Origin of the sequence: Bacillus sp. 7705b (genome assembly GCF_002289525.1) — a bacterium.
In the GTDB taxonomy this organism is placed as follows: domain Bacteria; phylum Bacillota; class Bacilli; order Bacillales; family Bacillaceae; genus Bacillus; species Bacillus halotolerans.
In genome coordinates this window covers 73,508-97,668 of record NZ_NSDH01000016.1, presented here as the reverse complement: position 1 = coordinate 97,668, position 24,161 = coordinate 73,508, and the positions used below count along the sequence as shown (strand labels likewise).

The window sequence follows — 24,161 nt, the reverse complement described above, 5'->3', positions numbered from 1 at the left end:
TGAAGGTAAATCTGTTCTGTTTTAGAATAGTCACCATTCACTTTCAGTGATTGCTCCTCTCCCGAAATGGGTTTCAGGATATGGTACTTTTTCGAAAAAGCCTCGAAATAGCGGTAACCGAATTTGCGTTGTGAAGCTGCGTCTAAATGAATGCCATCAGGATTCGCAGTCAAACCTGATGCAGTAACAAAATAACAATTCTGTTGTTCATTAGCAAAACGCAGCAATTGTTCATTAACCTGTCGAAATTCGGTCGCGTGCTGTCCAAAACCGGTCTTCCCAAGAAAGTCACCAAGCCCTCCAATAATTAACGGTATCTCATCAAGTTTCAACTCGTTTCTTAGCGTCTCGATGATAAGAGTTAATTTCTCGTAATAAGTTTCATGTAGCGACTGATAACTGTCACTCTCACCCTGGTGCCAAAGGATTCCACAAATTTGACTGGACCGGAGGGCGAAGCGGGCTTCGGACAAAGCATGCTGAAAAAGGATGCCTTCCGGATGCCAGTCATTCAATGAACTGCCACCTTCCGCACAAGGGATCAAGCCAATTTCTTCATCGGGATGAGCTTTCGACCATGCATCTGCAAAAGATGCCGCTAGGCCAACGCCAGAAACCGGACGGTCATAATTAATCGGCTCTGTCATCATCTGCCACTGTCCATTGCGCAGCATTTTTATTTTTTCATTATAGATAGGGTCTACTTCATTCAAAAATCCACGGCCCGCCATATTCGACTGCCCCAACATTAAAAAAGACTTTATCATCTCATTTTTCACTTCTTTACATCAATATTTTAGTCTAATTAGACTATAGTCAATTCAGTTTGTCTTGTAAAGTTATAACAAGGTTTTATTTTTTTATTAGTATGTATGAATAACAAACTAACATTGAAAATTTGGTGGATGTATTGAGAAATAGCCAGTTCTTTTGCTTTTTCTTATCCAACTATCGGGGGTTTTAGTTTCAATAACGATCTTCCACAATCGGGCGCGATTATTGAACAAGAACTAAAGGAGTGATACATATTGATGTATAATATGTATTACTCCTTATTTTTTACGGCTTTTTTTGATTTAGGTCTTGATAAACAATGAAAAAACAACAAAAATCCTGTCATGTAAGGGTTCCTATGAGGTTCAAAATCATTTTTCATAGGAAATACGTTTAATGATGGGGATGTATCCCAAATGAAATGGATTGTTAAAAAGGGAGTGCTATGTTGAAGGGGGTAAATATCAATAAAAATTTTTAAGCATAAAGAGGAAGAGCGTCAAAACTCTTCCTCTTTTATTTGGATAGAATACCGAAAATTTCTCTTGGAAAATTTATTTTTTAGCAAATCCCTGTTTATTTAAATACTCAAGCATGAAGGGGAGTTTGCTTCTTTCAAGATGATCCTCAATATGATCTTTCCACCCCTTTACTTTTTTCACTGTGAAAGGCGCTTTAACAGGACGATTCTGGTAATACTCACGCATCTGTTGATCATAGGTTGCTAATTTTTCATCATCTAGCGATTGATACTGATTATCAAACATGACCATCGATTGAGGCAAACGTGGTTTTAATCCAGGTTTCTCTTCAGCAGGGTTGCCTATGCATAGCCCTACTAAAGGAACCACATGTTTTGGTAAATGTAATATCTCAGTTAATTCTGTAATATGTAGTCTAATTCCACCGATATATACGCCACCGAGTCCCATTGATTCGGCTGCAGTCAAAGCATTTTGAGCCATTAGCCCAGCATCAAATGTACCTATTAAAAGGTATTCAATATACTCAAGATCTACATCGGGAGCGATTTGATGATTTCGGTTAAAATCTGCACAAAAAATCCAAAACTCTGCTGCCTCTTCAATATAAGGCTGGTTCGCAGAAAGCTCCATTACTTGTTTTCGAAGATCTGGATCTGTAATTCTAATGATAGAAACGGCCTGAAGAAGGCTGAAAGATGAAGTCTGATTAGCTGCCTTAAAGATTGCTTCTCGTTGCTCCTTTGTGAGAGGTTGATCTGTAAAAGACCGAATGGAAGTATGATTACAAAGTAATTCAATTGTATTGTTCATATTGACACTCTTCCTTTCTTACATATTAGATTCAAGCTGATTAAGTTGGGCTAGAGTTACTTTTGAAAAAAGTGTAACTTGTATACAATATGATAAAATCAGCACTCTAATTTATGAAGAGGGCAATTTAAATTGCCGTAGTGCATTTTTTTGTACTTAGTACCAAAAACTAGATAAAAAGGTGGCTAGATTTTGTTAAAACGAATTTGAAAAAGAATTTAAATGGAATAAACAAAAGATCCGGCAAATGTCCCGAAAAAGGAAGCTTGTGTCAACCTGCTTAGTTAGTAAAAAAAAGCTGTCACATTCGACAGCTTCTGATCTTTTAACTCTTGCCCCGATACTTTAATACATTTCTTCATAAACTCTTATCGTAAAATTACTCTATCTGCTCCCCAAACTTCTTTCCGAACTCTTCCATCAAATCAATTATAGGAATGAATTCTTTCCCTTTTGAGGTTAGTGAATACTCTACACGAGGAGGAACCTCAGGAAACACCTCTCTCTTAATTAATCCATCTGTTTCTAATTCTCTCAGCTGCTTTGTAAGAGAACCTTGTGAAATGTCCCATAAAAAAGCTTTAATTTCGCTATAACGACGTTTTTTTGTTTTTAAAAACCAGAGAATAATATATTTCCAGCGTCCCGAAAGCATATTTTGAGCATATGCAATTCCATATACTTCTCTCTGTTCCTTTATATACTCTTTGTCAAATCCATCCTTACATATTTTAGACACCTTTTCACCTGCTTTCTGCTGTTAAGTACAGAAAAATGTACTACGGCAATTTAAATTACCTACTTTAAATAGATGAGAAACGGTTTTATTCTAGTATATGTAAAAGAAATACTCAATACTCATTACGCTTTTCTTAATATATGTTTACGATTTGGTGAACATATAATGGTGTAACTTTAAGCAGAAATATTCTTTTATATACAAATTCTTTAGGAGGAAAAATAGTGAAATTCGGAATTATAGGTGCAGGAACAATTGGGTCAATTATTTCTAAAAAATTAGTTAAGAATGGGCATGATGTCAAAATTGCAGATGCAAGGGCAATTGAATATTTAGAAGGAAAAAAGCTTGCTGGAACCCCTGTGCGCGTAGAGGATGCAATTAAAAACATTGATGTTCTGATCATATCTCTTCCTACAAAAGCAATGTCAAGCATTCGAAATATGATCGATCAAGTCGGAGAGGATGTAATCATTGTAGATACTTCAAATTATTATCCTTTTAGAGACGACAAAATTGAAGAAATCGAGAACGGGATGGTTGAAAGTGTTTGGGTATCAAATCAATTAGGCAAACCTGTCATTAAAGCATTCAACAATTTATTAGCCTATACTTTAGAAAATGAAGGAACAACCGTAGATTCTAGTGAACGAATCGCGATAGCAGTTTCTGGTGATGACACATCACAAAAACAAGTAGTCATAGACGTAGTATCCGAGTTAGGCTTCGATGCAATAGACAGTGGTTCTTTAAGTGATTCTTGGAGACAGCAACCAGGAACTCCTGCTTACTGCACAGAGCTAACAAAAGATGAACTTACGAAAGCGTTGAAAAAGGCGAATAAAGAAAAAGCACCGTTACTACGCGACAAAGTGATGGAAATATTTGCAGAGAAAAAGGATGTTAAATTTTCACACGAGGATGTTGTGAATCTAAACAGAGAAATATACAATTCATAAAAACAAGCTATCATAAGGAAGAAATTAAAAATTATAGAAAATGAAAGTAAAGAGTATAATAAAAATAAACATTCATAACGTGCAAGATGGTTTTATAATGTTGAAGGCCTAATGAGTGTAGTAAAAACCGGTGGTTTAATACTATCGGTTTTTTTTACTGCTTTTATATACTCATTGAAAATCACCTCATTATTAGAACAAACAGTTATTACATAGCATTACCCAAGGGGTGATGCATTTTATGAAGGTGATAATCATCGAGTGACCGCAAGCTGGCAAATGCATTAACGATTGCTATCATTATTTAATAAAACTTTATAGGAAGGAGATCCAGGGTGATAGCCATATATGTAAGGGTATCGACCGAGGAACAAGCGATCAAGGGGTCGAGTATCGGCAGCCAGATCGAGGCCTGTATAAAGAAAGCAGGGACTAAGATGTGCTGAAGTATGCTGATGAAGGGTATTCTGGTGAGTTGTTTGAACGTCCAGCTTTTAACCGCTTAAGGGAGGACGCAAGTAAAGGACTCATAAGCAAGTTATCCTCAATGACTCAGCTATCATTGATGATGATTAGTCTAATTCCATTTGACAGTAATGGTATTAAGCATTTTAATATTTACTCACTTTGTAGATACAGACAGATTCAAATGTTGGTTTCATAATAGTTGGAGATCAAGTTAGGGACTAAAGGAAGGAAAGAACCTTTCTTTTTTACTTGGAAGGAAAAAAACCGTGCCCATTTTGTGCCCAAAATAGATATAAAATGATGCAATGAGTGTATTGGATAACTTCAGATGCTTGAAAGCTTCTGTAACTGACAATATACTTCCACTTTATTGAGGGCCTCGAACTAATAAAGAGATACCAAAGCCATATTGGTATCTTCTTTGTTTTTGCTTTAGAGCTATTAAATCCATCTGGGAGCACTATGACTTGGCCTCAACAACAGTAACTTAATACTATCTCGAATCTATTTGAGGAAACTGATTGATGATATATTGCTTGAAGTTTTCAGTGACAGGTGATAGATACTTCCCTTCAATCCAAGAAATACCGACTACACGCTCAAACCTTGGCCAACTAATACGGACCTTTGCGATATTTGTTTGGTCTAAGCCTTTAAAATCAGGAAGAATTGAAACGCCAAGACCCGCTGCAACAAAACCTGCGATTGTAGCAGCTTCTTCGCCTTCAAATACAATGTTTGGGGTAATATTAACCTGTTCAAATATATGATCTATTGTTACTCGAAGAGCAAAACCTTCTTTCATTAAAACAAAAGGCTCATGAGCAATTTCGTTTAAGGTAATATCCTTACGAGTAGCTAACACATGTTTTTTGGGCAAAAATAAAAAGAGCTCCTCCTTCCATAAGGGCTTCCACATTATATTTGATTCGACTGGAAAAGAAGCAAGCAGGCAGAGATCTAGTTCACCTGATTTTAGTTTATCTAAAAGCTGATTAGAGTGAGACTGGTTTAATTGGAAATGAACATTTGGGTATTGATCTTTAAATGCTCCAATTAAATTTGGAACGATCGTTGTACCCAGAGTGTGTAAAAAGCCTAAAGACACTTCACCTTGATCTGGTTGTAAAAGGGATTGAATTTCTTCCTTTCCTTCAGTAAATTCTTTAATGATGGAATCGACCCTCTTGAGGAATCTTTCCCCATATTTATTTAATGTAATGGACCGGCCTTGTCTATCAAAAAGCGGAACCCCTAAGTAATTTTCTAATCTAACAATAGACCGAGAAAGTGCTGGCTGTGTTATTGATAATGTTTCAGCAGCTTTAGTTACATGCTGTATACGAGCAAGTGTTTGAAAGTATTCTAATTGTTCCCATTCCATTAGAAATCCACCTTTTTTATAAATCATTACATAAATGAATTAAAATCATATTTATTATGCATTATACATCATGATTTATTAGTGTTATGATAAATTTATCGAAAAAATATATGAATTTTTATATGAATTTTAAACTAATTATGTGTTCAGAAGGAGGACTATTTTAATGAACTATCGAATTGAAAAAGATACTTTTGGAGAAATAAAGGTGCCTGCTGATAAGTTTTGGGGAGCGCAAACACAACGGAGTAGAGAGAATTTCAAGATAGGTTCTGAAAAAATGCCTATCCGTATTGTTAAAGCTTTTGCTATATTGAAGCGCAGTACAGCTATTGCTAATAATCGTCTAGGTAATTTGGATAACGAAAAAACAGAGGTTATTACAGCAGTTTGTGATGAAATTCTTGAAGGCAAATATGATGACAATTTTCCACTCGTTGTTTGGCAGACGGGAAGCGGTACACAAAGCAATATGAATGTTAATGAAGTTATAGCGAACCTTGCAACAGCTTTATTAAAAGAAAAAGGCTCTATACAAACCATACATCCAAATGATGATGTCAATCGCAGTCAAAGTTCGAATGACACTTTCCCAACAGCGATGCATGTTGCAGGTGTATTAGCTATCTATGAACAATTAGTTCCTGCACTTGATCAACTTCGGAACACATTAAATGAAAAAGCAAAAAAATTCAATGACATTGTAAAAATAGGTCGTACACATCTTCAAGATGCTACACCTTTAACCCTTGGACAAGAAATTAGCGGTTGGGTGTATATGGTTGATCGTTCGAAAGAAATGATATTGGAAGCAACTGAAAAAATGCGTGAACTTGCTATCGGGGGTACGGCAGTAGGGACAGGCATTAATGCACATCCACAGTTTGGAGAAGTTGTCTCAGAGGAAATCTCGAATTTTACAGGCCAACAGTTTAAAAGTTCACCGAATAAGTTCCATGCCTTAACCAGTCATGATGAAATAACGTATGTACATGGTGCTATGAAGGCATTAGCTGCTGACTTAATGAAAATTGCGAACGATGTTAGATGGCTTGCAAGCGGTCCTCGCTGTGGTATCGGGGAAATTTCAATCCCGGAAAATGAACCTGGCAGCTCCATTATGCCCGGTAAAGTCAACCCTACTCAATGTGAAGCCCTAACCATGATTGCGGCTCAAATTATGGGGAATGATGCAACTATTGGTTTTGCTTCAAGTCAGGGCAACTTTGAACTAAATGTATTTAAACCGGTTATTATCTATAACTTCCTTCAATCCGTGCAGTTACTGAGTGATGGAATAAAATCTTTCCATGATCATTGTGCGGTTGGTATTGAACCTAATACGAAAACCATTAAAGAAAATCTTTCCGGATCTTTGATGCTTGTCACAGCATTGAATCCTTATATCGGATATGAAAAAGCTGCGAAAATTGCTAAGTTTGCTCATAAAGAAGGCTTAACGTTAAAAGAGGCTGCTGTCCAACTCGAACTATTAACGGAAGAGCAATTTGATGAAATGGTTAAGCCAGAAGATATGGTGAAACCAAACATTTAAATCTTTAAGATGAAAACTAGTTACTGATCAGTAACTAGTTTTTCCTTTTTTTACACTCATTGAAAATCACCTCATTAGGACAAACAGTTATTACATAGCATTACCCAAGGGGTGATGCATTTATGAAGGTAATAATCATCGAGGGACCGCAAGCTGACAAAATGCATTAACGATTGCTATCATTAAAATTTGTAGGAATGCGATCCAGGGTGATGGAAATTTGTATGTAAAAAGGTATCGACCGAGGAACAAGCGATCAAGGGATCGAGCATCGACAGCCAGCTCGAGGTCTCTAAGGATGTGCTGAAGAATGCGTTGAGGGATTTTCTGGCGAGTTTGGATGAAAGTAAAGGACTTATAAGTAAAGTTTTCTAAGATGCTGACCGTCTTTCTCGGAAATGATAATTGAGCTTATCAGTGCTGACGAGTTGAGAGAGTGAGACAAGCGGTTGGATGGAAATATTTTCATGTCTCTATCGTATATTCTGTCTTCGTTAGTTTCGAAAGTTTTAAAAGAAGCATGTAAATGAATGAGAGAAAGCCGGAATATTAGATCCGGCTTCTTCTGCATTATTTCCCCTTCGCTTTCTTCCGCTTTTCCTTTTCCGCCCGGTAGAACTCATGGAACATCTTCATCAGCGCCCGTTTCTCAATCCGAGATACATAGCTGCGCGAAATACCGAGTTCTTTGGCAATCTCACGCTGCGTTTTTTCCTTCTTTAAATCAAGCCCAAACCGCCCGACAATCACTTCTTTCTCACGGTCATCTAAAATGTCAATGTATTGCTTCACTTTTTCAAGCTCCATATTGAGCTGAATCGTATCAATCACGTCTTCATTTTCTGATTTCAGGACATCGATGAGGCTTATTTCATTCCCTTCCTTATCCTGCCCGATCGGATCATGAAGGGACACATCTTTTTTTGTTTTTTTCAATGCTCGCAAATGCATGAGGATTTCATTATTAATTACAAAAGGGGGGTGCACAGATTTCCCGTAACTGTTTGATTAAATAAAGGTTGAGTCAGCTTCCTGTAATAAATGCTCAAACGTTTCTTCGCAAACGAAGGGGATACCTTAAATAACCAAGCTACATTTTCAATTGCTTGTGATTGTATGTACGAAAGATTAATATTACGCAACATGAAAGTTGGAATGCAAAAGTGATATGTAAAATAATTGGACTGCCACTCTAAATAATCAGTCCAAGTTGCAGGCATTGTTTTTTTATCGCCTTCATGTCTATATATATGGCAAAATTCATGAGCGAAATCATACCATTGTTCAGTTCGGCTTTTTCGGCTGTCCAAGCATATATTATAAATTCCGCTGTGTTTAAGTGCGAAGCTTGTAACAGGTTTAAACGACAGTCTGATGTCTAAAGCTTCGGCAATCCGTTCAAAATTAATTTGTTCAGGTTCTGTAATATCAATCTTCCTGTATAAGTTTTCAATCCAATCCTCTAAATGACTGTTTGTATACCTCAAGATGAAAAACCTCCTTAAAGACGACAATCTAAAAATTGGATTCGTTAAATATTATAGGGAAGTCACAACTTTTTTCATAGGAAAAACGTCCAAAAGATGCAGGGGTATCCAAATAAAATGGATTGTTAAACGGAGTTTCTTGGTTGGAGGGAGTTAATATCAATAAAAAATTATTAACAAGGTTAATGATTGTGCCCATTTTATTCATCTGTTATGTTTTATTTTTAAATCCTGAAATTATACTTGAAGAGCAATGTCCTAATAAGCCTTACAGTTTAACAATCGTAAAGCACGGAACAGGTATATTCGATAAGAAAATTGTTTTAATATATTACAAGATCAACGGAAAAACAGTAGCTGTTGGAAATTTGGTGTTTTTTGAGAATTTGGGTAGGGATATAGATGTTACTTGGGATACGAACACTGAGGATGGAACTTGGTGGATAGATAAAAGTGTACATTTAACCATGACTTTTGCTAAAAATTTCAAGGGGGATTTAGACAAGAAAGATATTGATTTTGATTATGGTACTGTCCAATGATAATGAATCAGTTTATTTAAAACAGGAAACACAATAAAAGAACCGCCAGTCGCGGTTCTTTTGTTTTCAGATTCAATCTGATTTAAGAGCAGATTTTTCTTTCCTTACAAATACCATGATCCCGGGGATGATCATAAGTATAGCTGGTATTAAATAGAACCAATCAATACATATAAGTCCTCCCCCTGAGACAAATAGTAGAACACTGCTCAACTTTGGCTTAAATAAGACAACAATTGAAGCTGTAAACCCAATACATGAAAAGACCAAAGATACCCATGCCTCAACAAGAAGGTCGCTTGTCATTTCAAAGTATCTAATTAAATGAAAAAATAAATCAAGATAGGCGATAACTAAAGCAAAAATAGATGCTACAACACCCAATAGGCTCCCTGTCAAACTTAAAAAAAACTCAATGTTTCTCTTCACAATAAACGCTCCTTATGTAATCAGGCCACTTCATTTTTATATATGAAAATGTAAAAGAAACATAAATGAAAATATAAATGAGAAAAACAACAAAAACCCTTGCCACGTAAGGGTTTGTATAGGATTCAAAAGTCACTTTATAAATGAGGGTATGATTGAGATATAAATGAGAATCTAAATCTTATTAGTAAACAGAATTAAACATAATAAACAGAAATAAATAATAATAAACTAACTGCGTTTATTTATCTGATTTCCGTCTTTCCTTTAATTGCTCCGTTATAATCTCCAAAGCAGCCTGTAGAATTTCATCAGTTACTTCACCGTCTTTAGCTGCAAGGAACGTTTCAGGATCGTTTAACACTTTTTTTGCATCGTCAGTGATTATATTGGATGATTTATCTTTTCCTCTTAAAAGGTAGTCTGTAGAAACATCAAAAAAGTCGGCTATTTTGATTAATGTTTCGTAATCAGGTTCGCGAGTGCCTTGTTCATAATTAGCAAGTTTTCCTCTTGAAAAGCCTAATCTGTCTGCGAGTTCATATTGGCTTAGACCTTTTTCTTTTCTTAAAGCTGCTATCCTTTTACCTAACATATACACTCACTCCTTGTTATTAATTATAACTTGGAAACTAAGCGTTTCTACATTTGGAAACAAAAAGTTTCTAAAAACACTTGACGGACACGTTTTGTGTCCTGTATATTATAAATCGTGGAAGGAAACAAAACGTTTCTAAGGGGGTGTTATAAGTGGAAAGGGAAGTTTTGTTTTCCTTACGTGGAAACACGTCAAGAACAGTTGTTGCTAATGACTTAAACATAACTCCACAGATGCTAGGGGCAATTGAAAGAGGGGATAGAACTCCCTCCTTAAGTCTGGCCAAAAAGATTGCAGACTATTATGGAACAACTGTAGATGAAATTTTTTTTGCTCAAAGTAGACACAAAATGTGTCCTTGATATGAGACAAGTACAGATAAGGGGGCTTAATTATGAAAGTCATCTTGAAAAAAGGACCACTGTTTGAACTGGCAGAGGCCAAAGCTTACAAATACCTCAGTGGCATACTTGTTCAGCGAATGAATGAACATCAAGAAAAGTTAGCACAACAAAAGAAAAAGGAATCAGCCTAAGTCATTTATATCCAGCATGGTCTATTAACTTCAATTTTAAAACTGAAAATCGAATATATCAGGAGGCAAACATATGGAGAACAACCCATACAACATGCGGAATTTACCGCAGATTATGCGTAGTGCCCGTAAGGCTGCAGGTCTTTCCCAATACCAAATCGGTAAATTAATCGGAGGTAAGGATCAAAGGTATGTTTCAGATGTTGAAAATGGACTTGCCAAGCTCACTCCAGAGTTATGTATCAAGTGGTTTGAGAAGTGCGATGCCTATGAACATATTGATCTTGTCCATTACTTATTTAAACTCCATCCAACTGCGGCCGCTCCTATTGATCCGGCACTCAATGAATGTGCAAGTAATGCGGTGATTAATATGGTTCACCAATTGGAGGAAGCACTGCAAGCAACCAAACATTTAGCCCGTTGGCTCACGGATAACCGACCAGGTAAAACAGAGGAGCTGCCAATGGCTGATATTAAGCAGATTTTTGATTTGATTGCGGCTAACAAAACATTGATTTATTCACTTGTTCGTACTCACGGGTTGAAAATGCAGGAACTTGCAGAAAGATGGACGCGGAAAGCGCTAGTTGATCAAGTTGCTATGGCAAAACAAGAAGGAAGGCAGGCGGTTTCAGTATGAATACTAATCATTTCTTGAAGTCAGATGTTCTAATCGCAAAAAGAAAAATCGAATCAGCAGAAGAGCTATCAATCATGCTGTCAGAGGCATTACGTGATGGTGATTATGAAGAAGCGATTAGTCTTGCTGGAAGCATCAAGGTTCTTACTGAGGATATTAGCCGGCTTGCAAACAAAGGACGTCTTTATGAAACGGCATTAAAAATGCAACAGCAAGGTATCAACTTAACTGTAGTGAGCAGGTGTATAGGATAATGGTTCATTTTGTTCATAAACCGGCAACTGCTCTGGAAGTTCGTAAATGGTGTGCGATGATTCGTAACAATAGTGAATTCCATCTGTTATGGGATAGACGTGCAGACAAATTCAGAGAGGAGAATATGAATGGTCGAAAACCCAATGGTCATAAACAACTGGCACGATAAGCTGACTGAAACGGATGTGCAAATAGACTTTTACGGTGATGAAGTAACACCAGTTGATGATTATGTAATTGATTGCGGCGAAATCATTCTGAAAGAGAACTTGGAAAGATATCTAAGGGAGCAACTTGGTTTTGAGTTTAAAAATGCACAATAGAAAAGCCCACTGGGCAGAGTGAGCTTTTCGGGGTGTTACACAACAAGTATTGTGCCCTCATTATAACAAGTTACAAAAAAAATACAATAATCTAGCTTGTAATTAAGAAGAAATTAAGCAGGAGTTAAGAAAGGGAGATTTTTGTTGAAACCAAAGGTTCTTGCTAAGACTTCTGAAATGAGCCGTGATGAATGGCTTATTGAAAGAAGAAAAGGAATTGGTGGCTCAGATGCATCCATTATCTTGGGGTTAAACAAGTGGAAGACACCTTTTGAATTATGGTTAGACAAAACAGGACAGGTCCCTGTATGTGAATCGCAAAGTGAAGCTGCTTACTTTGGATCATTGCTAGAAGACATTGTTGCAAAAGAATTTGAGATACGTAGTGGCAAGAAGGTTAGACGTAAAAAGGCAATACTCAAACACCCAGATCATGATTTCATTTTGGCGAATGTAGATCGAATGATTGTTGGTGAAAAAGCGATCCTTGAATGTAAAACAACATCAGCCTACAACTTAAAAGAATGGGAAGATGAAGAAATCCCCGAGAGCTATATCGTTCAGGTACAGCATTATCTGGGGGTGCTTGGACCTGAATATCGGAAAGCTTATTTTGCTGTGCTAATCGGCGGAAACAAATTTGTCTGGAAAGAGATTGAGAGAGACGACGAGTTAATTGACATGATCTTTGAAGCAGAGATTGAGTTCTGGAATGACAAGGTCTTAGGCGGACAAGCTCCTGTTTTAGATGGTTCAAGCACTGCGGAGGAATATCTCAAAAAACGATATGCCGAAACGGAAAATAACAAAGCTATTGATTTAACTGCGGCTAATCGAGAACGTATTCAACAATATTTGCATCTAAAAGAACAGATCTCAGAGCTTCAAAGTCAGGCAAAAGAGTTAGAGAACCAGATCAAACATGAAATGAAGGATGCAGAGTATGGGTTTATCGGAAACTACCAAGCTTGTTGGAAGCCAGTTGTCTCAAATCGAGTTGACACGAAAAAGCTGAAAGAGCAGTTTCCGGATATTTACGAGACGGTCAAAAAGGAAACTCATTTCAGACGTTTTGGAATCAAGGAGGTTAGCTGATTATGGCTACTAATCAATCAATTAAAAACAACATCCAAAAGAAACAAAAAAGCGCTCCTGTTCAGCAACAAGGGGCAACCATGAAAGGCTTGCTTTCCTCACCATCCGTTATTAAGCGATTTGAGGAAGTGTTAGGGAAGAGGGCGACACAGTTTACTGCTTCTATCTTAAGCCTTTATAACAGCGAGCAGATGCTACAGAAAACAGATCCTATGAGCGTTATCTCATCTGCAATGGTGGCAGCTACACTCGACCTACCTATAGATAAAAACTTAGGGTATGCCTGGATTGTACCTTACGGAGGAAAGGCTCAATTCCAGCTTGGATACAAAGGATATATACAGCTTGCCTTGCGAACAGGCCGATATAAATCCATCAATTGCATACCGATTCATGAAGGCGAATTGCAGAAGTGGAATCCGTTGACTGAGGAGATCGAGATTGATTTTGAAAAACGAGAATCAGATGCAGTGATTGGTTATGCAGCTTATTTTGAGTTGATAAATGGCTTCCGAAAAACAGTGTACTGGACAAAGGCACAAGTAGAGAAGCACAAAAAGAAATTCAGTAAATCTGATTTTGGATGGAAAAATGATTGGGATGCGATGGCTCTTAAGACTGTATTAAAAGCAGTTTTGAGTAAGTGGGGGATTCTCTCTGTGGAAATGCAAAAAGCCGTTATTGAAGAAGATGAAACAAGGGAACGGATTGACATTACCAATGAAGCAGACAGTTCAGAAATTATCGATTCCGAACCTTCAGATAAAGAAGAAACAGAAAAAACAACCTCGCAGGAAGCTGATCCTTTTGACGGCAAACCTGTAGATATAAAAGAAGATGAACTTCCGTTCGATTGAGGTCGGCATCCGTGACATAACTGCACTCTGGGAAAGGAAGTAGGTGAGAGACTTGGACATAAAAGCAATGGGGTATGTGGTCATACCCCGACTACCATTCAAAGAGTTTAGGGATGAAAAAATTTATGATCACTTGTTCAAAAGAGCTGAATACAGGCCAAATCAAGAGCTAGAACTTGGGCAGACCATTATCAAAGTTGTGGAACTTGCAAAAGATTTTAACTGGTCAGCTGCACAGATCAAATACTCACTAGACCGAATGGAGAAACAGGGATATATCAAATTGCACCGTCTTCCACAAAAAAGAGGGTTTATCGTCACCATACTTCATTATGCAGACTACATACAACTAGGAAATTACATGAAGAAAAAAGCTTTGGAACCAGCTGAGATTGAACATCAGGAGGTCGATGACAAAATGAAAAATGCCTTTGAGCTATATGAAAACAAAGTTGCTCGGTCAGTCGGCCCCATTGAGGCACAGCGGATCGGCTACATGGTCGATGACTATGGTGAAGAAAAAGTGATGGAGGCTATCAAGACAGCATTTCAGTTAAAGGGGAAAGCTGCAAGTTTGTCATATGTTCAAGCCATCTTATCAAATCCATTCACTCAAAAGAGAAAGGAGAAACAATATGGCTATAAACAAAGCAGTCAGTATAGACACCGCATTTCAAACGATCATGCAGGAACTTCGGGAAAGGTCAGCCCGCTTTTTGGGAACAAAACAGGCCGTATCAGAAGAAAAGGCTGAATTTGATTGTCCTTATTGTAAGGATCGTGGAATTGTCGTTTATCGGGTCCATAAGGACACTTCTTGGCATTTAAATGAACAGTTAGACCTTATGGTTCCAGACGATATGGTGTCGGAAGATGATTTTCTGTTAGGTAAGGTTTGCACGCCGGATAAAGCTAGCGAATGGAAAGATACTTATTCAAAACAGTGTGAATGTGTAAGACGAAAGAAAATTGCCAGACTCATGGCAGCTAGTGGCATTACAGAAGAGTTTGAAAAGCTTCTCTTTGGTAACTTCATCACGGACGGTAAGCCAGATATGATCAAGGACGCTTATGAGTGTGCAGTAGAATACTATAAAGATTTTGGAAAGATTAAAGGAGAAAGGCAAAACAGTATCGCATTACTTGGACAGCCTGGCAGCGGCAAAACTCATTTGCTCACGGCGATTATGAATAATCTGATCAAGAAAAAATCAGTACACTGCATGTATTTCCCTTACGTAGAGGGCATGGGTGATTTGAAAGCTGACTTTGACAATTTAGAAGCAAAACTCAATGCAATGAGAAAGGTCGAAGTTCTATTCCTTGATGACTTATTTAAACCAATAAACGGTCAACCAAGGGCAACAGACTGGCAGGTTGAACAAATCCAGTCAGTCTTAAACTACCGATATTTAAATCACAAGCCTTTGCTGATTTCTTCGGAGTTAACAATCGATGAGATTTTGGATATAGATGAGGCTCTTGGTTCACGGATTCACCAGATGTGCCGTGATTACATAGTGATTATTAAAGGCGATCGAATGCAATTAAATCATAGGTTAGGTGATTGGGTATGAAGGAGAAAATGAATGTAAAAGCAACTGGTGGACTTTATATGTTTGGACCTTCAGATCGAAATACAGGTAAAGATCTTACGCCAACTATCCGTTTACTTGAGGAAAAAATAAAGCAAATGGAGCGGATGCTGAGTGCTTAAAGCAGTCGTGTCTCTGCTGGCAATTTTACTCTCCGCACCGAGAATAGAAAAAGAAATTCAGCTATGGGAACAGCTTGACGGGAGGTAAAGAACAGTTGGATTGCATTAAGTTCACTGTTTATGGTGAGCCAGTCGCACAAGGAAGGCCGCGTGGATCAATACGAAATGGGAAGGTGCATATGCGTGATCCAGCGAAATCAAAGTATTTCAAGCAGTATGTAGCTTTGGTTGCGTCTCAGTATCGACCAGAAACAATTATTACTGGTCCTGTCTCAATGGATGTCAAAGTGTACAGACCAATGCCCAAATCAGTTTCAAACTCATCAAAGAGGAAAGAAAAAGCTGAAAAGGGTCTTCTGCGGCCTACTACAAAGCCTGATGTTGATAACTATGTAAAGGGTGTAAAAGATGCCCTGAATCATCTTATTTACAAAGATGATAGCCAAGTAGTGGACCTGAAAGTTAGCAAGTTTTATAGCGAAGAGCCGCGAGTGGAAGTCATGATAAAAGAGGTTTCTGCCTAAAAATAAAAAACACCGAAGCGCTTAGCCTCAGTGTTCTTGATATGAACTGGTACTTCTATCATAACATAGGGGGCGCTTTGAGTGTACAATCCTAGAGAAATAAACATCAAAAAAGACTTCACTATTCAGCAGAAAATTGACCCAGGAAAAGTTCAGATCATTGTTTTAGATGGGAATCAGGGAACTGCACATGTCTTAGAAGCTCCAGAGCACGGTAAGACTGTTATTCAAACTGTAAAGGGAAGCTTTGCGCGGGTTGATCATGAAATAGGTTACAAAGTTAAGTAGCAGGGGCTTTTCCTTTGCAAGGGAGGAACGGACATGAAAGCGAAACTTGCAATGGTAGGGGCATTAAAAAGTATTATCCAAAGAGGTAGTTATGGTGTGCTTAAATTAAGTGAAACTTTTTATATTTTTCTTCGTAGGAAGAATAGAGGTGGTGTAATACTATGGTGGATATAGATAATGAACTATTTGAGCTTTATAAGGAAGTGAGCAAGGTAAAGAAAATAAAATACTTCTTTATAGATTCCCCTTTTTTAGAGGAAGATGAAGAGAAAGTGCAAGAAAAGAACAAAATTTTTTTAAAGCTTTTATATAAAATAATTTTTTATTTACTTGTAGTATTTTCATGTGGTTTTTTCTTATATAAATGCCTTCATGGAAAAATGTTTTTAATTGTATTTGGGGCTATTTTTTTGCTTGTTTTTATTTTTGCTATTTTAAGTATAAGTAAGGCTCTAACAAAATTTGCGAAGTTATCAGGATATAGTGGGTTTCATAAGTTAAGAAGAGAAATTATTTATAAAGCTTTTAAAAAAAATTTGGAAACTCGTAATTATTCTATAAACCAAATCGAAAATTATCTCTTGCCTTATCTGAAATCGATTAATGAAGATAGGAAAGCAGCTTCTATAACAACATATTTAAAAATTATCATCCCATCTATTTTAGTTTCCATGATTACCAGTTGGTTTACACTAATTATTAATACTGCTGTTGAAGAACCAAATCTAAAACAAGAAGAGTTTAATCAAGTCATGATTTTATGGTTAGCACTAGGAATTGAAGTAATTATATTAGGAGCTTTTATATACTCAGCAATACATCAATTCCAAAATGGATCGAGTTACAATAAAAATTACAGGTTGCTGGAAACTCTTTTTTATAATTATCTTTTAGAACAGGGGGGGAATCCCTCAAAAAAATCAAAAAAGAAATCTAAGAAGAAAAAATAGTTAAGTCCAAGACGGAAAGCCTGCGGACACTGAACTCACAGTATTTACGCTGTTTGTTTGGTGTCCGTTTTTTATTTGAAAAGGAGGACACAATCATGAATCAAAAAGAAATTGAAAATCTAATCAATAGCTATCACTGGATGGTGAAAGAGGTTCATCGATTGCAAAGGGTACTTTATGGTTCAGTAATTTCCATGAAGAATTGGGGGGTTGCACAATATGGATTAGCAGCTGCTATGCCAAAAGGAAGTCCTGGGAAGAGTCAGGCTGAGCTAAGGCAAATGGATATGAGAGAGGAACGTCTTTTCAAACGTCTTAAGTACTATGAGGAACGAGTATATGCAGTGGAGCTAGGTGCCGAAAAGATACAAGGAGAGCAGCATAAAGTCATTTATGATTGCATGATGGAGGGGATGAGTTACCGTGCTATTGGCCTTCACCTTGGTATTTCACGAGAAACTGTACGCAAAATGAAAGACGAGTTGATCAACCAATTATGCCAAGATTGCCACTTTGAGCGTTTGTTGAATCTGAAAAAATCTGTAGTGTAAAATGGGAGGCAGGTCGGCGCGGCAGAATTTTATTGAGCCACTTAAACCATATAGTACACAAGATAATAAATCATTCGACAAATTCTGCAAAATGTTCTTTGTCATAATCTCTTGCCGATATTAAGGCGGGAGGTGAAAAACATGACAAGAACTATTAATGTTAATCAGCAACATTTGCTTGAACAACTAGCAGGCGGATCGGTAAACCGTCAATGCACAATAGAAGCTCTAATTGATATTCTCATCGATAAAAAGGTGTTTACTGAAGAAGAATTCGTTAAATACCAAATGCATCATTTAGAACAATCAGCAGATGAGCATTCTGCGGAACTTTTAGGTATCAGTAAAGAAGATTACATAATGAGCAGAAAATAATAAAGCATCCTTTTAGGGTGCTTTTTTCATTCGACAAATTTTGCAAATAGTTCCTTTGTTCCTTATCAAAGTCGATAATAAAGAAAGGAGGGGGATTACATGAAAAACTGCGTTTTAGTTGGGAATGGCATCAATATTCAATTTAGTGAAGGAGAATATCTTAATCGAAACATTATTGATAGAGCGATTAGAAATATTGAAAATGGAGATTTTCCAGAAGAGATTTATCCATACGAGACAAAAAAATATTTTGAAATGTTATACAAACTCAGTCCAAAAGTGATAAACGGAAGGCTTAATCACCATGCTATTACAGAGAAAGATAAAAAAGAATTAAATGATTTCATTTCGAGATACCGATTTCATAAAGGAAAGTTGAGGTACTATCAAATCGGTTTTGAGGACTACTTTTTATTGCACCAATTGTTTTGCAGACAACATAATATTGAAAACCCTGATAAATTTAATTATCAAGAAATATTGAGATGTTTTTTCCTTGATTCAATTTATAACAAAGGAAAAATAAATAATTTATATAAATTATACCCGAAAGGATTAATCGACTGGTTTAATCAATTTGATGAGATATTTACAACCAACTATGACAAAAATATTGAATTACTTACTCACAAGGCAGTTAATTACTTACATGGAGCTTTTCATATAAGGAAAGATATATATGATAAGAACAGTTTCCGAAATAAATTGTCGGATAATCCATTGCAAAATTATAAAATTGTGGAAGGATTTGATCATTTATATTCAACTGCTCTGTCTACTTATTCGGGTTCCTCAAAAGAATTCATGGCAAGTATGAGTGTTTCTGCTAATCAAGCAATAGATAAATATGTTGAAGCGATTGATAAAGATCCTGATATGTTAAAAGAAATTGAACCCTATAAAAATTCAGATAACAAATTACTTAATAATATGTATGAATCTATAATCTTAAAACTTAAAGATAGAAGTTTAAAATTTGAAGATTATTATCCTTTTGACAAACTAAAGAATGCTTCAGGAAATATAACAATATTAGGCCTTTCACCAAATAATGACTCACATATAATGGATATGATTTATAACAATGAAAATATTATTAGAGTAACTTACTATTACTTTGATGAGGGCGAAGGACATAAAATTACTGAATTATTTTCTAATAAAATAGTAGAACTTAAGAATGTTTCTGATTTTTGGAACCATTTTTGAAAATTGAGTGGATTAACAAATTCCGAAACAAACATAAACACAAATAAATTGTCTGGAGGTAGAGGATGATGTAATGCCAAGACCACGAGATCCACGCAGAGAAAAAGCGTTTCATTTGTGGGAAGAGAGCAGTGGGAGCAAGAAGTTAAAAGACATTGCCGAGGAATTAGGAATCACAAGCAGTACTATTCGCAAATGGAAAGCAAACGATAAATGGGAAGAAAAAATAAAAGGGAGCGCTCCTAAATCGAAAGGGAGCGCTCTTTTACGTCGAGGTGCACCTAAAGGGAACAAAAATGCAATTGGAAACAAGGGAGGAAGAGCACCACTTGGTAATAAAAATGCATTGGGTAATAAAGGTGGTGCTGCTCCACTAAGAAATCAAAACGCTGTGACTCATGGTTTCTTCTCTAAATTCTTACCTAAAGACACACTCTCTATAATGAAAGAGATTCAGGAGCGCTCACCTGTCGATATGATATGGGACCAAATACAAATCCAATATGCTGCAATTATAAGGGCACAAAAGATCATGTTCGTTTCTGATAAGCAGGAAATGATTAAAGAACTGAAAAAGAAAAATTCTGTCCTATCTGAGACAAACGAGGTCGAAGAGGAAGAATACGAATTTCAATTTTCTTGGGATCGTCATGCCACATTCTTGAACGCTCAATCTCGGGCCATGGCAGAGCTCAGAAACCTTATAAAGCAGTTTGACGAATTAGCTCATAATGAAGACGAACGACGTCTTAAATTGGAGCAAATGCGTTTAAATATCAACAAGAAAAAATTAGAGATTGAAGAGCTTACGGAAGAAGATAAACCTTTTGAGATCACTATTGTAAACAAGAGTGATGACAATGATTAAACAAGTAAATCCCCATTTTAAAGAATTTCTCTTTGATTGGAATCAAAAGTTTCAGTTTCTCGTGGGTGGTTATGGCTCATCTAAAAGTTATCATGTGGCACTCAAGATTGTTTTGAAATTGCTTATAGAAAAGCGGACTGCTCTTGTTATCAGAGAAGTGTATGACACACATAGGGACTCCACATTTTCTCTTTTTGATGAAATTGTAAGTGATCTGAAATTAGATCATATTGTTAGGTGTGTTGCATCCCCTATGCAGATTCGATTTTCAAATGGCAGCCGCATCATCTTTAAAGGGATGGATAAGCCGGCCAAACTGAAATCGATCAATAATATTTCGCTCATTTGGATTGAGGAATGTTCCGAAGTGAAATATGAAGGATTCAAGGAGCTTCTAGGACGTCTTCGTCACCCGACATTGCCGCTTCACATGATACTTTCGACAAATCCAGTCGGAGAGGACAATTGGACTTTTAAACATTTCTTTAAAGATGATAGAGAGAAGCGGTTTGTACTCGATGATAAAGAGCTTTATGAAAAGCGTACTGTCGTAATTAACGACACCTATTATCATCACTCAACGGCAGATGATAATCTTTTCCTGCCAGAAAGCTATGTCCAGCAACTTGAAGAATTGAAGGAATACGATTCAGACCTTTACCGAATTGCGCGGAAAGGTCATTTTGGCGTGAATGGAATACGGGTACTGCCACAATTCGAAGAGCGACCGCATGAAGAGGTTTTGAAGGCTATCGCTGATATTAACCGCCCTCTTAAACGAGTTGGCATGGACTTTGGTTTTGTGGAATCGTATAACGCCGTTGTTAGGGTTGCTGTAGATCATGTAAATAAATATCTCTATATCTACTGGGAGTATTACAAAAATGGGCTGACGGATGATAAGACTGCCGAAGAACTTAAGGAATTTGCAGAGACTAAGGAATTAATCAAGGCAGATTCAGCAGAGCCAAAGACAATCCGTTATTTTCAACAACACGGTTTCAATATGGTGGGGGCCCGTAAGTACCAAGGATCACGCCTCCAATACACAAAGAAGATCAAACGGTTCAAGAAGATCATTTGCTCTGACAGTTGCGAGAACACGATTTATGAGCTCAAGCCGCTCACTTATGCTACTGATAAGCTGGGGAACATCATAGAAGACGAGTTCACCATAGACCCGCATACACTGTCAGCTATTTGGTACGCTCTCGATGATTATGAGGTAACTGATTTGAAAGAAGAATCTAAAGGAAGACCGCAAAGATCAAGACCGGGAAGGAGGTAGAGCATGTCAAAACAATCTGTTAAAGCACGAGTAATCAAAGCTTCTCCACCTACTGAATCAACGAAACAAATTTATGAAGATGAATTTGCGGACAGTTATGACAGCAATATTTTGCCGCCTCCGTATAACCTAAAGGAATTAAAAATGATTGCTGAGTATTCAACAATCTTACAGCAATGTGTTGATGCCTACAGGACAAATATTGTGGGCTTTGGATTTGATTTTGAGTATTCTTTTGATGTGAATTCGCCAGATGTAACAAATGAAGAAAAAGTAGAAGCTGAAAGTGAATGGACAAAGCTTGAAGAGTTCGTTAAATATCTTCACTTTGATGAGTCAGCTGAGACTTTACTCGGCTTTGTGATTGAAGACCGAGAAAAGACCGGTAATGGATTTATTGAGGTTATCCGAAACGGTGAAAATAAGCCAGCCGGCATTGAATACATGGACGTTCAAAATGTACGAGTTTGCAAACTGTCTGAACCAATCGAAGTTGATTTCACGTACTTCGAAAAAGGACAAATGAAATCAATCAAAAGAGAAAAACGATTTCGCAAGTATGTTCAGATGATTGACGGTCGTATGGTTTACTTTAAGGAATATGGTGATCCCCGTACTTTAAATTTAGAGACAGGCCAATATGATGAACAGACTCCATTCGAAAAACGAGCAAATGAAGTGGTTCATTTCAAGATAGGAAGCGGTACTTATGGAAAGCCCCGATGGATCGGTCATATTGTTAATTTATACGGGGCTCGTAAAGCTGAAGAGCTGAACTTCATGTACTTCAAGCAAGGTAGACATATTCCCGCTGCCATTACAATTGAAAATGGTATGTTGTCAGAGGATTCATACACACAATTGCAGGATTACATGAATGGGCTTGAAGGAGTGGAGAATGCACATAAGTTTCTTTTACTTGAAGCGGAAGGCATAGCGAAGGGGAAAAACATTCATGGCGATGAAGAGATTGCTCCAGTGAAAGTCGATATTAAATCACTTGCTGAAATCCTCCAAGAAGATGCTTTGTTTCTTGAATATGACCAAAAGAGCCGAGATAAAATTAGATCGGCTTTTCGTTTGCCTCCACTTTATACAGGTGAAGCTCAAGATTACAATAGAGCGACTGCGGATACAGCAAGAAAGATTACTGAGGAACAAGTCTTTCAGCCTGAACGAAAGTTAATCACAGGTAAACTGAACGCTTTATTTCTAAATGATCTTGAGATTCATAAGGTTCGTCTTCAGCTAAAAGGACCTGACTTTAGAGATCCACTTGAGATTGCTAAGGTTCTAACACCGTTTATAACAGCTGGTGCAGTTTCTCCGAATGATCTACGTGATTTAGCTGGGAGAGTTCTTGGTAAGACGCTTGAGGAATGGCCTGAAGAAGAATATAACAGGCCGCTTGGTAAGAATAGCACTGAGTCCGCTTCCGATCCTTTGGCTACGCTGTTTAAATCTAAGAACGGTACTCCTGATATGATCGGTTTATTAAAAGATATGCGGGATGTTCTGGAGGATCTGAAGAGATGAACAAAACGGATAAGTTGTTGGAAAGTCTGAACGTATTCATTCTAAAAGCCGAGGAAAATCAGTTTAAGCAATTGGGGGAGATGGTACCTGACTTTCCTGGCAAATCTAATATACCCAAATATGTAGAGGTATATGAAAAAGGCATCGCTCGATTACTCAGACGCCAACGTAAAAAGTTTTTAGATGGTCTGAAAGGTTTTGTAAGCAAAGACTCAAAAGAGACGCTGGAAGCCCTTCTGGTGTTTTTTACTCAGAACCTTTTTGCGGAGGATGACTTCGAGGAGGAATTTCAGGAACTGACTGAGGGATTCCTGCAACAAACCATTGAAGAGCTGGCCGAAGTTATCATGGACTCTATAGATCCAGAAATTCCTTTTAAAGTCTTATCAAATCGGGCGATTAGTTGGATTAAGGATTGGTCAAAGAAGCTAGCTGAGATCATGAAGTTAAACACTCATGAAGCGGTGGAGAACGTGTTAGTGAAGGCGATCGAACACGGGTCATCTATTCAAGACATTGAATTGACTCTCAAAGACATGCCTCAATTTGATAGGGGAAGGGCTCGCACAACGGCTATTACTGAAGTACTTGCCGCTTCCTCTGCCGCGCAGCATGAATCTTATGCACAATCGCCGGCAGTAAAGAAAAAGAAGTGGCGGCACAGCGGCGGGAAGAAGAACAACCCACGTGAGAATCACATCGATCTTGACGGCACAGTAATTGGCGTAGATGAAGAATTTGAGATACCAGGTAGTAGCGAGACCTGCATGTTTCCGAGAGATCCTAGACTATCAGCCGGAGAGCGGGTACATTGTCATTGTGTATTATCGCCCGTGGTTGATAACGAGATTTTGGGGTTGTCAGCAGATGAAAAAGAAGAGATTCGAAGGGAAGTCTTAGCAAATATGGAATAAAGT

The 24,161-nt window shown here is 37.4% G+C and carries 32 protein-coding genes and 3 pseudogenes; 27 read left to right on the top strand and 8 right to left on the bottom strand.

Features of this window, described 5'->3' with window-relative positions; translation table 11 throughout:
- The 3 genes from CJU60_RS07385 to CJU60_RS07375 form a co-directional block, all read right to left on the bottom strand.
- On the bottom strand, positions 1-767 hold a 767-nt coding region (locus tag CJU60_RS07385; RefSeq protein ID WP_095713388.1), incomplete at its 3' end, for a sialate O-acetylesterase.
- Positions 768-1,328: 561 nt separating this feature from the next.
- Positions 1,329-2,069: an oxygen-insensitive NADPH nitroreductase gene (gene nfsA / locus CJU60_RS07380; protein ID WP_095713385.1), complete on the bottom strand. Its 741-nt coding sequence runs from the start codon at positions 2,067-2,069 to the stop codon at positions 1,329-1,331.
- A 379-nt stretch (positions 2,070-2,448) separates the two neighbouring features.
- Positions 2,449-2,808, bottom strand: coding sequence for a winged helix-turn-helix transcriptional regulator (locus CJU60_RS07375; protein WP_024122237.1), 360 nt, complete (start codon positions 2,806-2,808; stop codon positions 2,449-2,451).
- A gap of 224 nt (positions 2,809-3,032) precedes the next feature.
- Here CJU60_RS07375 and CJU60_RS07370 point away from each other — a divergent pair, with 224 nt between their 5' ends.
- The 3 genes and pseudogenes from CJU60_RS07370 to CJU60_RS21780 form a co-directional block, all read left to right on the top strand.
- Entirely contained in the window at positions 3,033-3,767 is a 735-nt protein-coding gene (locus CJU60_RS07370) for an NADPH-dependent F420 reductase (RefSeq protein WP_095713384.1), read from the top strand.
- Between the two features lie 283 nt (positions 3,768-4,050).
- Positions 4,051-4,187, top strand: a pseudogene (locus CJU60_RS21785) (hypothetical protein).
- Positions 4,145-4,308: pseudogene (locus CJU60_RS21780) on the top strand (recombinase family protein); the annotation flags it as partial. The pseudogenes CJU60_RS21785 and CJU60_RS21780, both read left to right, overlap by 43 nt.
- Before the next feature lie 420 nt (positions 4,309-4,728).
- On the opposite strand, the gene CJU60_RS07360 reads toward CJU60_RS21780, so the two are convergent.
- Complete coding sequence (locus CJU60_RS07360) at positions 4,729-5,619, bottom strand: LysR family transcriptional regulator (protein WP_095713383.1); 891 nt, start codon at positions 5,617-5,619, stop codon at positions 4,729-4,731.
- 166 nt (positions 5,620-5,785) lie between these two features.
- Between CJU60_RS07360 and fumC the strand changes: the two genes are divergently transcribed.
- The gene (fumC, locus tag CJU60_RS07355; protein WP_095713382.1) at positions 5,786-7,174 is read left to right on the top strand and encodes a class II fumarate hydratase; all 1,389 of its coding nucleotides are present in this window, start codon (positions 5,786-5,788) and stop codon (positions 7,172-7,174) included.
- 570 nt (positions 7,175-7,744) lie between these two features.
- Here fumC and CJU60_RS07345 read toward each other — a convergent pair.
- Together CJU60_RS07345 and CJU60_RS07340 are read right to left on the bottom strand one after the other, a co-directional pair.
- Positions 7,745-8,143, bottom strand: a pseudogene (locus CJU60_RS07345) (sigma-70 family RNA polymerase sigma factor); the annotation flags it as partial.
- Positions 8,143-8,661 (bottom strand): ImmA/IrrE family metallo-endopeptidase, encoded by a 519-nt coding sequence (locus CJU60_RS07340; protein WP_095713380.1) that lies wholly within the window; start codon positions 8,659-8,661, stop codon positions 8,143-8,145. The pseudogene CJU60_RS07345 and the gene CJU60_RS07340, both read right to left, overlap by 1 nt.
- A 143-nt stretch (positions 8,662-8,804) precedes the next feature.
- Here CJU60_RS07340 and CJU60_RS07335 point away from each other — a divergent pair, with 143 nt between their 5' ends.
- On the top strand, positions 8,805-9,203 hold the full coding sequence (locus CJU60_RS07335) for a hypothetical protein (protein WP_095713379.1): 399 nt from the start codon (positions 8,805-8,807) through the stop codon (positions 9,201-9,203).
- 72 nt (positions 9,204-9,275) lie between these two features.
- Here CJU60_RS07335 and CJU60_RS07330 read toward each other — a convergent pair whose 3' ends face one another.
- Positions 9,276-9,632 carry a hypothetical protein gene (locus CJU60_RS07330; RefSeq protein WP_095713378.1) on the bottom strand — a complete coding sequence of 119 codons (357 nt, stop codon included), beginning with the start codon at positions 9,630-9,632 and terminating at the stop codon, positions 9,276-9,278.
- 241 nt (positions 9,633-9,873) lie between these two features.
- A complete protein-coding gene (locus CJU60_RS07325) occupies positions 9,874-10,227 on the bottom strand; it encodes a helix-turn-helix domain-containing protein (protein ID WP_021480133.1) in 354 nt (117 codons plus the stop codon).
- Positions 10,228-10,382: 155 nt separating this feature from the next.
- Here CJU60_RS07325 and CJU60_RS07320 point away from each other — a divergent pair, with 155 nt between their 5' ends.
- The 22 genes from CJU60_RS07320 to CJU60_RS07225 all read left to right on the top strand — a co-directional run bounded on the left by CJU60_RS07320 (position 10,383) and on the right by CJU60_RS07225 (position 24,158).
- Positions 10,383-10,592 (top strand): helix-turn-helix transcriptional regulator, encoded by a 210-nt coding sequence (locus CJU60_RS07320; RefSeq protein WP_095713377.1) that lies wholly within the window; start codon positions 10,383-10,385, stop codon positions 10,590-10,592.
- Positions 10,593-10,624: 32 nt separating this feature from the next.
- Positions 10,625-10,765 carry a hypothetical protein gene (locus tag CJU60_RS07315; protein WP_032725213.1) on the top strand — a complete coding sequence of 47 codons (141 nt, stop codon included), beginning with the start codon at positions 10,625-10,627 and terminating at the stop codon, positions 10,763-10,765.
- A gap of 73 nt (positions 10,766-10,838) precedes the next feature.
- Complete coding sequence (locus CJU60_RS07310; RefSeq protein ID WP_095713376.1) at positions 10,839-11,408, top strand: helix-turn-helix domain-containing protein; 570 nt, start codon at positions 10,839-10,841, stop codon at positions 11,406-11,408.
- On the top strand, positions 11,405-11,662 hold the full coding sequence (locus CJU60_RS07305; RefSeq protein ID WP_017697590.1) for a YqaH family protein: 258 nt from the start codon (positions 11,405-11,407) through the stop codon (positions 11,660-11,662). The genes CJU60_RS07310 and CJU60_RS07305 overlap by 4 nt, the downstream gene beginning before the upstream one ends.
- Positions 11,659-11,832, top strand: a complete 174-nt coding sequence (locus tag CJU60_RS21325) for a hypothetical protein (protein WP_122060486.1) — start codon at positions 11,659-11,661, stop codon at positions 11,830-11,832. Before CJU60_RS07305 ends, CJU60_RS21325 begins: the two co-directional genes overlap by 4 nt.
- Positions 11,792-11,986, top strand: a complete 195-nt coding sequence (locus tag CJU60_RS07300) for a YqaI family protein (protein WP_019715119.1) — start codon at positions 11,792-11,794, stop codon at positions 11,984-11,986. Before CJU60_RS21325 ends, CJU60_RS07300 begins: the two co-directional genes overlap by 41 nt.
- Positions 11,987-12,163: 177 nt before the next feature.
- Entirely contained in the window at positions 12,164-13,081 is a 918-nt protein-coding gene (locus CJU60_RS07295; protein ID WP_095713387.1) for a YqaJ viral recombinase family nuclease, read from the top strand.
- 2 nt (positions 13,082-13,083) lie between these two features.
- A complete protein-coding gene (locus CJU60_RS07290) occupies positions 13,084-13,938 on the top strand; it encodes a recombinase RecT (protein WP_095713375.1) in 855 nt (284 codons plus the stop codon).
- A gap of 76 nt (positions 13,939-14,014) precedes the next feature.
- Positions 14,015-14,692, top strand: coding sequence for a DnaD domain protein (locus CJU60_RS07285; protein WP_141243766.1), 678 nt, complete (start codon positions 14,015-14,017; stop codon positions 14,690-14,692).
- The gene (locus CJU60_RS07280) at positions 14,574-15,515 is read left to right on the top strand and encodes an ATP-binding protein (RefSeq protein ID WP_095713373.1); all 942 of its coding nucleotides are present in this window, start codon (positions 14,574-14,576) and stop codon (positions 15,513-15,515) included. The genes CJU60_RS07285 and CJU60_RS07280 overlap by 119 nt, the downstream gene beginning before the upstream one ends.
- Positions 15,506-15,655 (top strand): hypothetical protein, encoded by a 150-nt coding sequence (locus CJU60_RS07275; RefSeq protein WP_095713372.1) that lies wholly within the window; start codon positions 15,506-15,508, stop codon positions 15,653-15,655. The genes CJU60_RS07280 and CJU60_RS07275 overlap by 10 nt, the downstream gene beginning before the upstream one ends.
- A gap of 95 nt (positions 15,656-15,750) precedes the next feature.
- The gene (locus CJU60_RS07270; RefSeq protein ID WP_095713371.1) at positions 15,751-16,179 is read left to right on the top strand and encodes a RusA family crossover junction endodeoxyribonuclease; all 429 of its coding nucleotides are present in this window, start codon (positions 15,751-15,753) and stop codon (positions 16,177-16,179) included.
- Between the two features lie 81 nt (positions 16,180-16,260).
- Positions 16,261-16,467 carry an XtrA/YqaO family protein gene (locus CJU60_RS07265; RefSeq protein ID WP_095713370.1) on the top strand — a complete coding sequence of 69 codons (207 nt, stop codon included), beginning with the start codon at positions 16,261-16,263 and terminating at the stop codon, positions 16,465-16,467.
- Positions 16,468-16,500: 33 nt separating this feature from the next.
- On the top strand, positions 16,501-16,641 hold the full coding sequence (locus tag CJU60_RS21530) for a hypothetical protein (RefSeq protein ID WP_176471068.1): 141 nt from the start codon (positions 16,501-16,503) through the stop codon (positions 16,639-16,641).
- Positions 16,629-17,417: a hypothetical protein gene (locus CJU60_RS07260; RefSeq protein WP_095713369.1), complete on the top strand. Its 789-nt coding sequence runs from the start codon at positions 16,629-16,631 to the stop codon at positions 17,415-17,417. Before CJU60_RS21530 ends, CJU60_RS07260 begins: the two co-directional genes overlap by 13 nt.
- Before the next feature lie 95 nt (positions 17,418-17,512).
- Positions 17,513-17,968, top strand: coding sequence for a sigma factor-like helix-turn-helix DNA-binding protein (locus CJU60_RS07255; protein ID WP_095713368.1), 456 nt, complete (start codon positions 17,513-17,515; stop codon positions 17,966-17,968).
- 141 nt (positions 17,969-18,109) lie between these two features.
- A complete protein-coding gene (locus CJU60_RS07250) occupies positions 18,110-18,343 on the top strand; it encodes a hypothetical protein (protein ID WP_095713367.1) in 234 nt (77 codons plus the stop codon).
- 99 nt (positions 18,344-18,442) lie between these two features.
- The gene (locus CJU60_RS07245) at positions 18,443-19,552 is read left to right on the top strand and encodes a hypothetical protein (RefSeq protein WP_095713366.1); all 1,110 of its coding nucleotides are present in this window, start codon (positions 18,443-18,445) and stop codon (positions 19,550-19,552) included.
- A 73-nt stretch (positions 19,553-19,625) separates the two neighbouring features.
- Positions 19,626-20,420, top strand: coding sequence for a phage terminase small subunit (terS, locus tag CJU60_RS07240; RefSeq protein WP_095713365.1), 795 nt, complete (start codon positions 19,626-19,628; stop codon positions 20,418-20,420).
- On the top strand, positions 20,413-21,708 hold the full coding sequence (locus CJU60_RS07235; protein WP_095713364.1) for a PBSX family phage terminase large subunit: 1,296 nt from the start codon (positions 20,413-20,415) through the stop codon (positions 21,706-21,708). Before terS ends, CJU60_RS07235 begins: the two co-directional genes overlap by 8 nt.
- A 3-nt stretch (positions 21,709-21,711) precedes the next feature.
- Positions 21,712-23,244 (top strand): phage portal protein, encoded by a 1,533-nt coding sequence (locus tag CJU60_RS07230; protein WP_095713363.1) that lies wholly within the window; start codon positions 21,712-21,714, stop codon positions 23,242-23,244.
- The gene (locus CJU60_RS07225) at positions 23,241-24,158 is read left to right on the top strand and encodes a phage head morphogenesis protein (protein WP_095713362.1); all 918 of its coding nucleotides are present in this window, start codon (positions 23,241-23,243) and stop codon (positions 24,156-24,158) included. The genes CJU60_RS07230 and CJU60_RS07225 overlap by 4 nt, the downstream gene beginning before the upstream one ends.
- Positions 24,159-24,161: the final 3 nt, after the last annotated feature.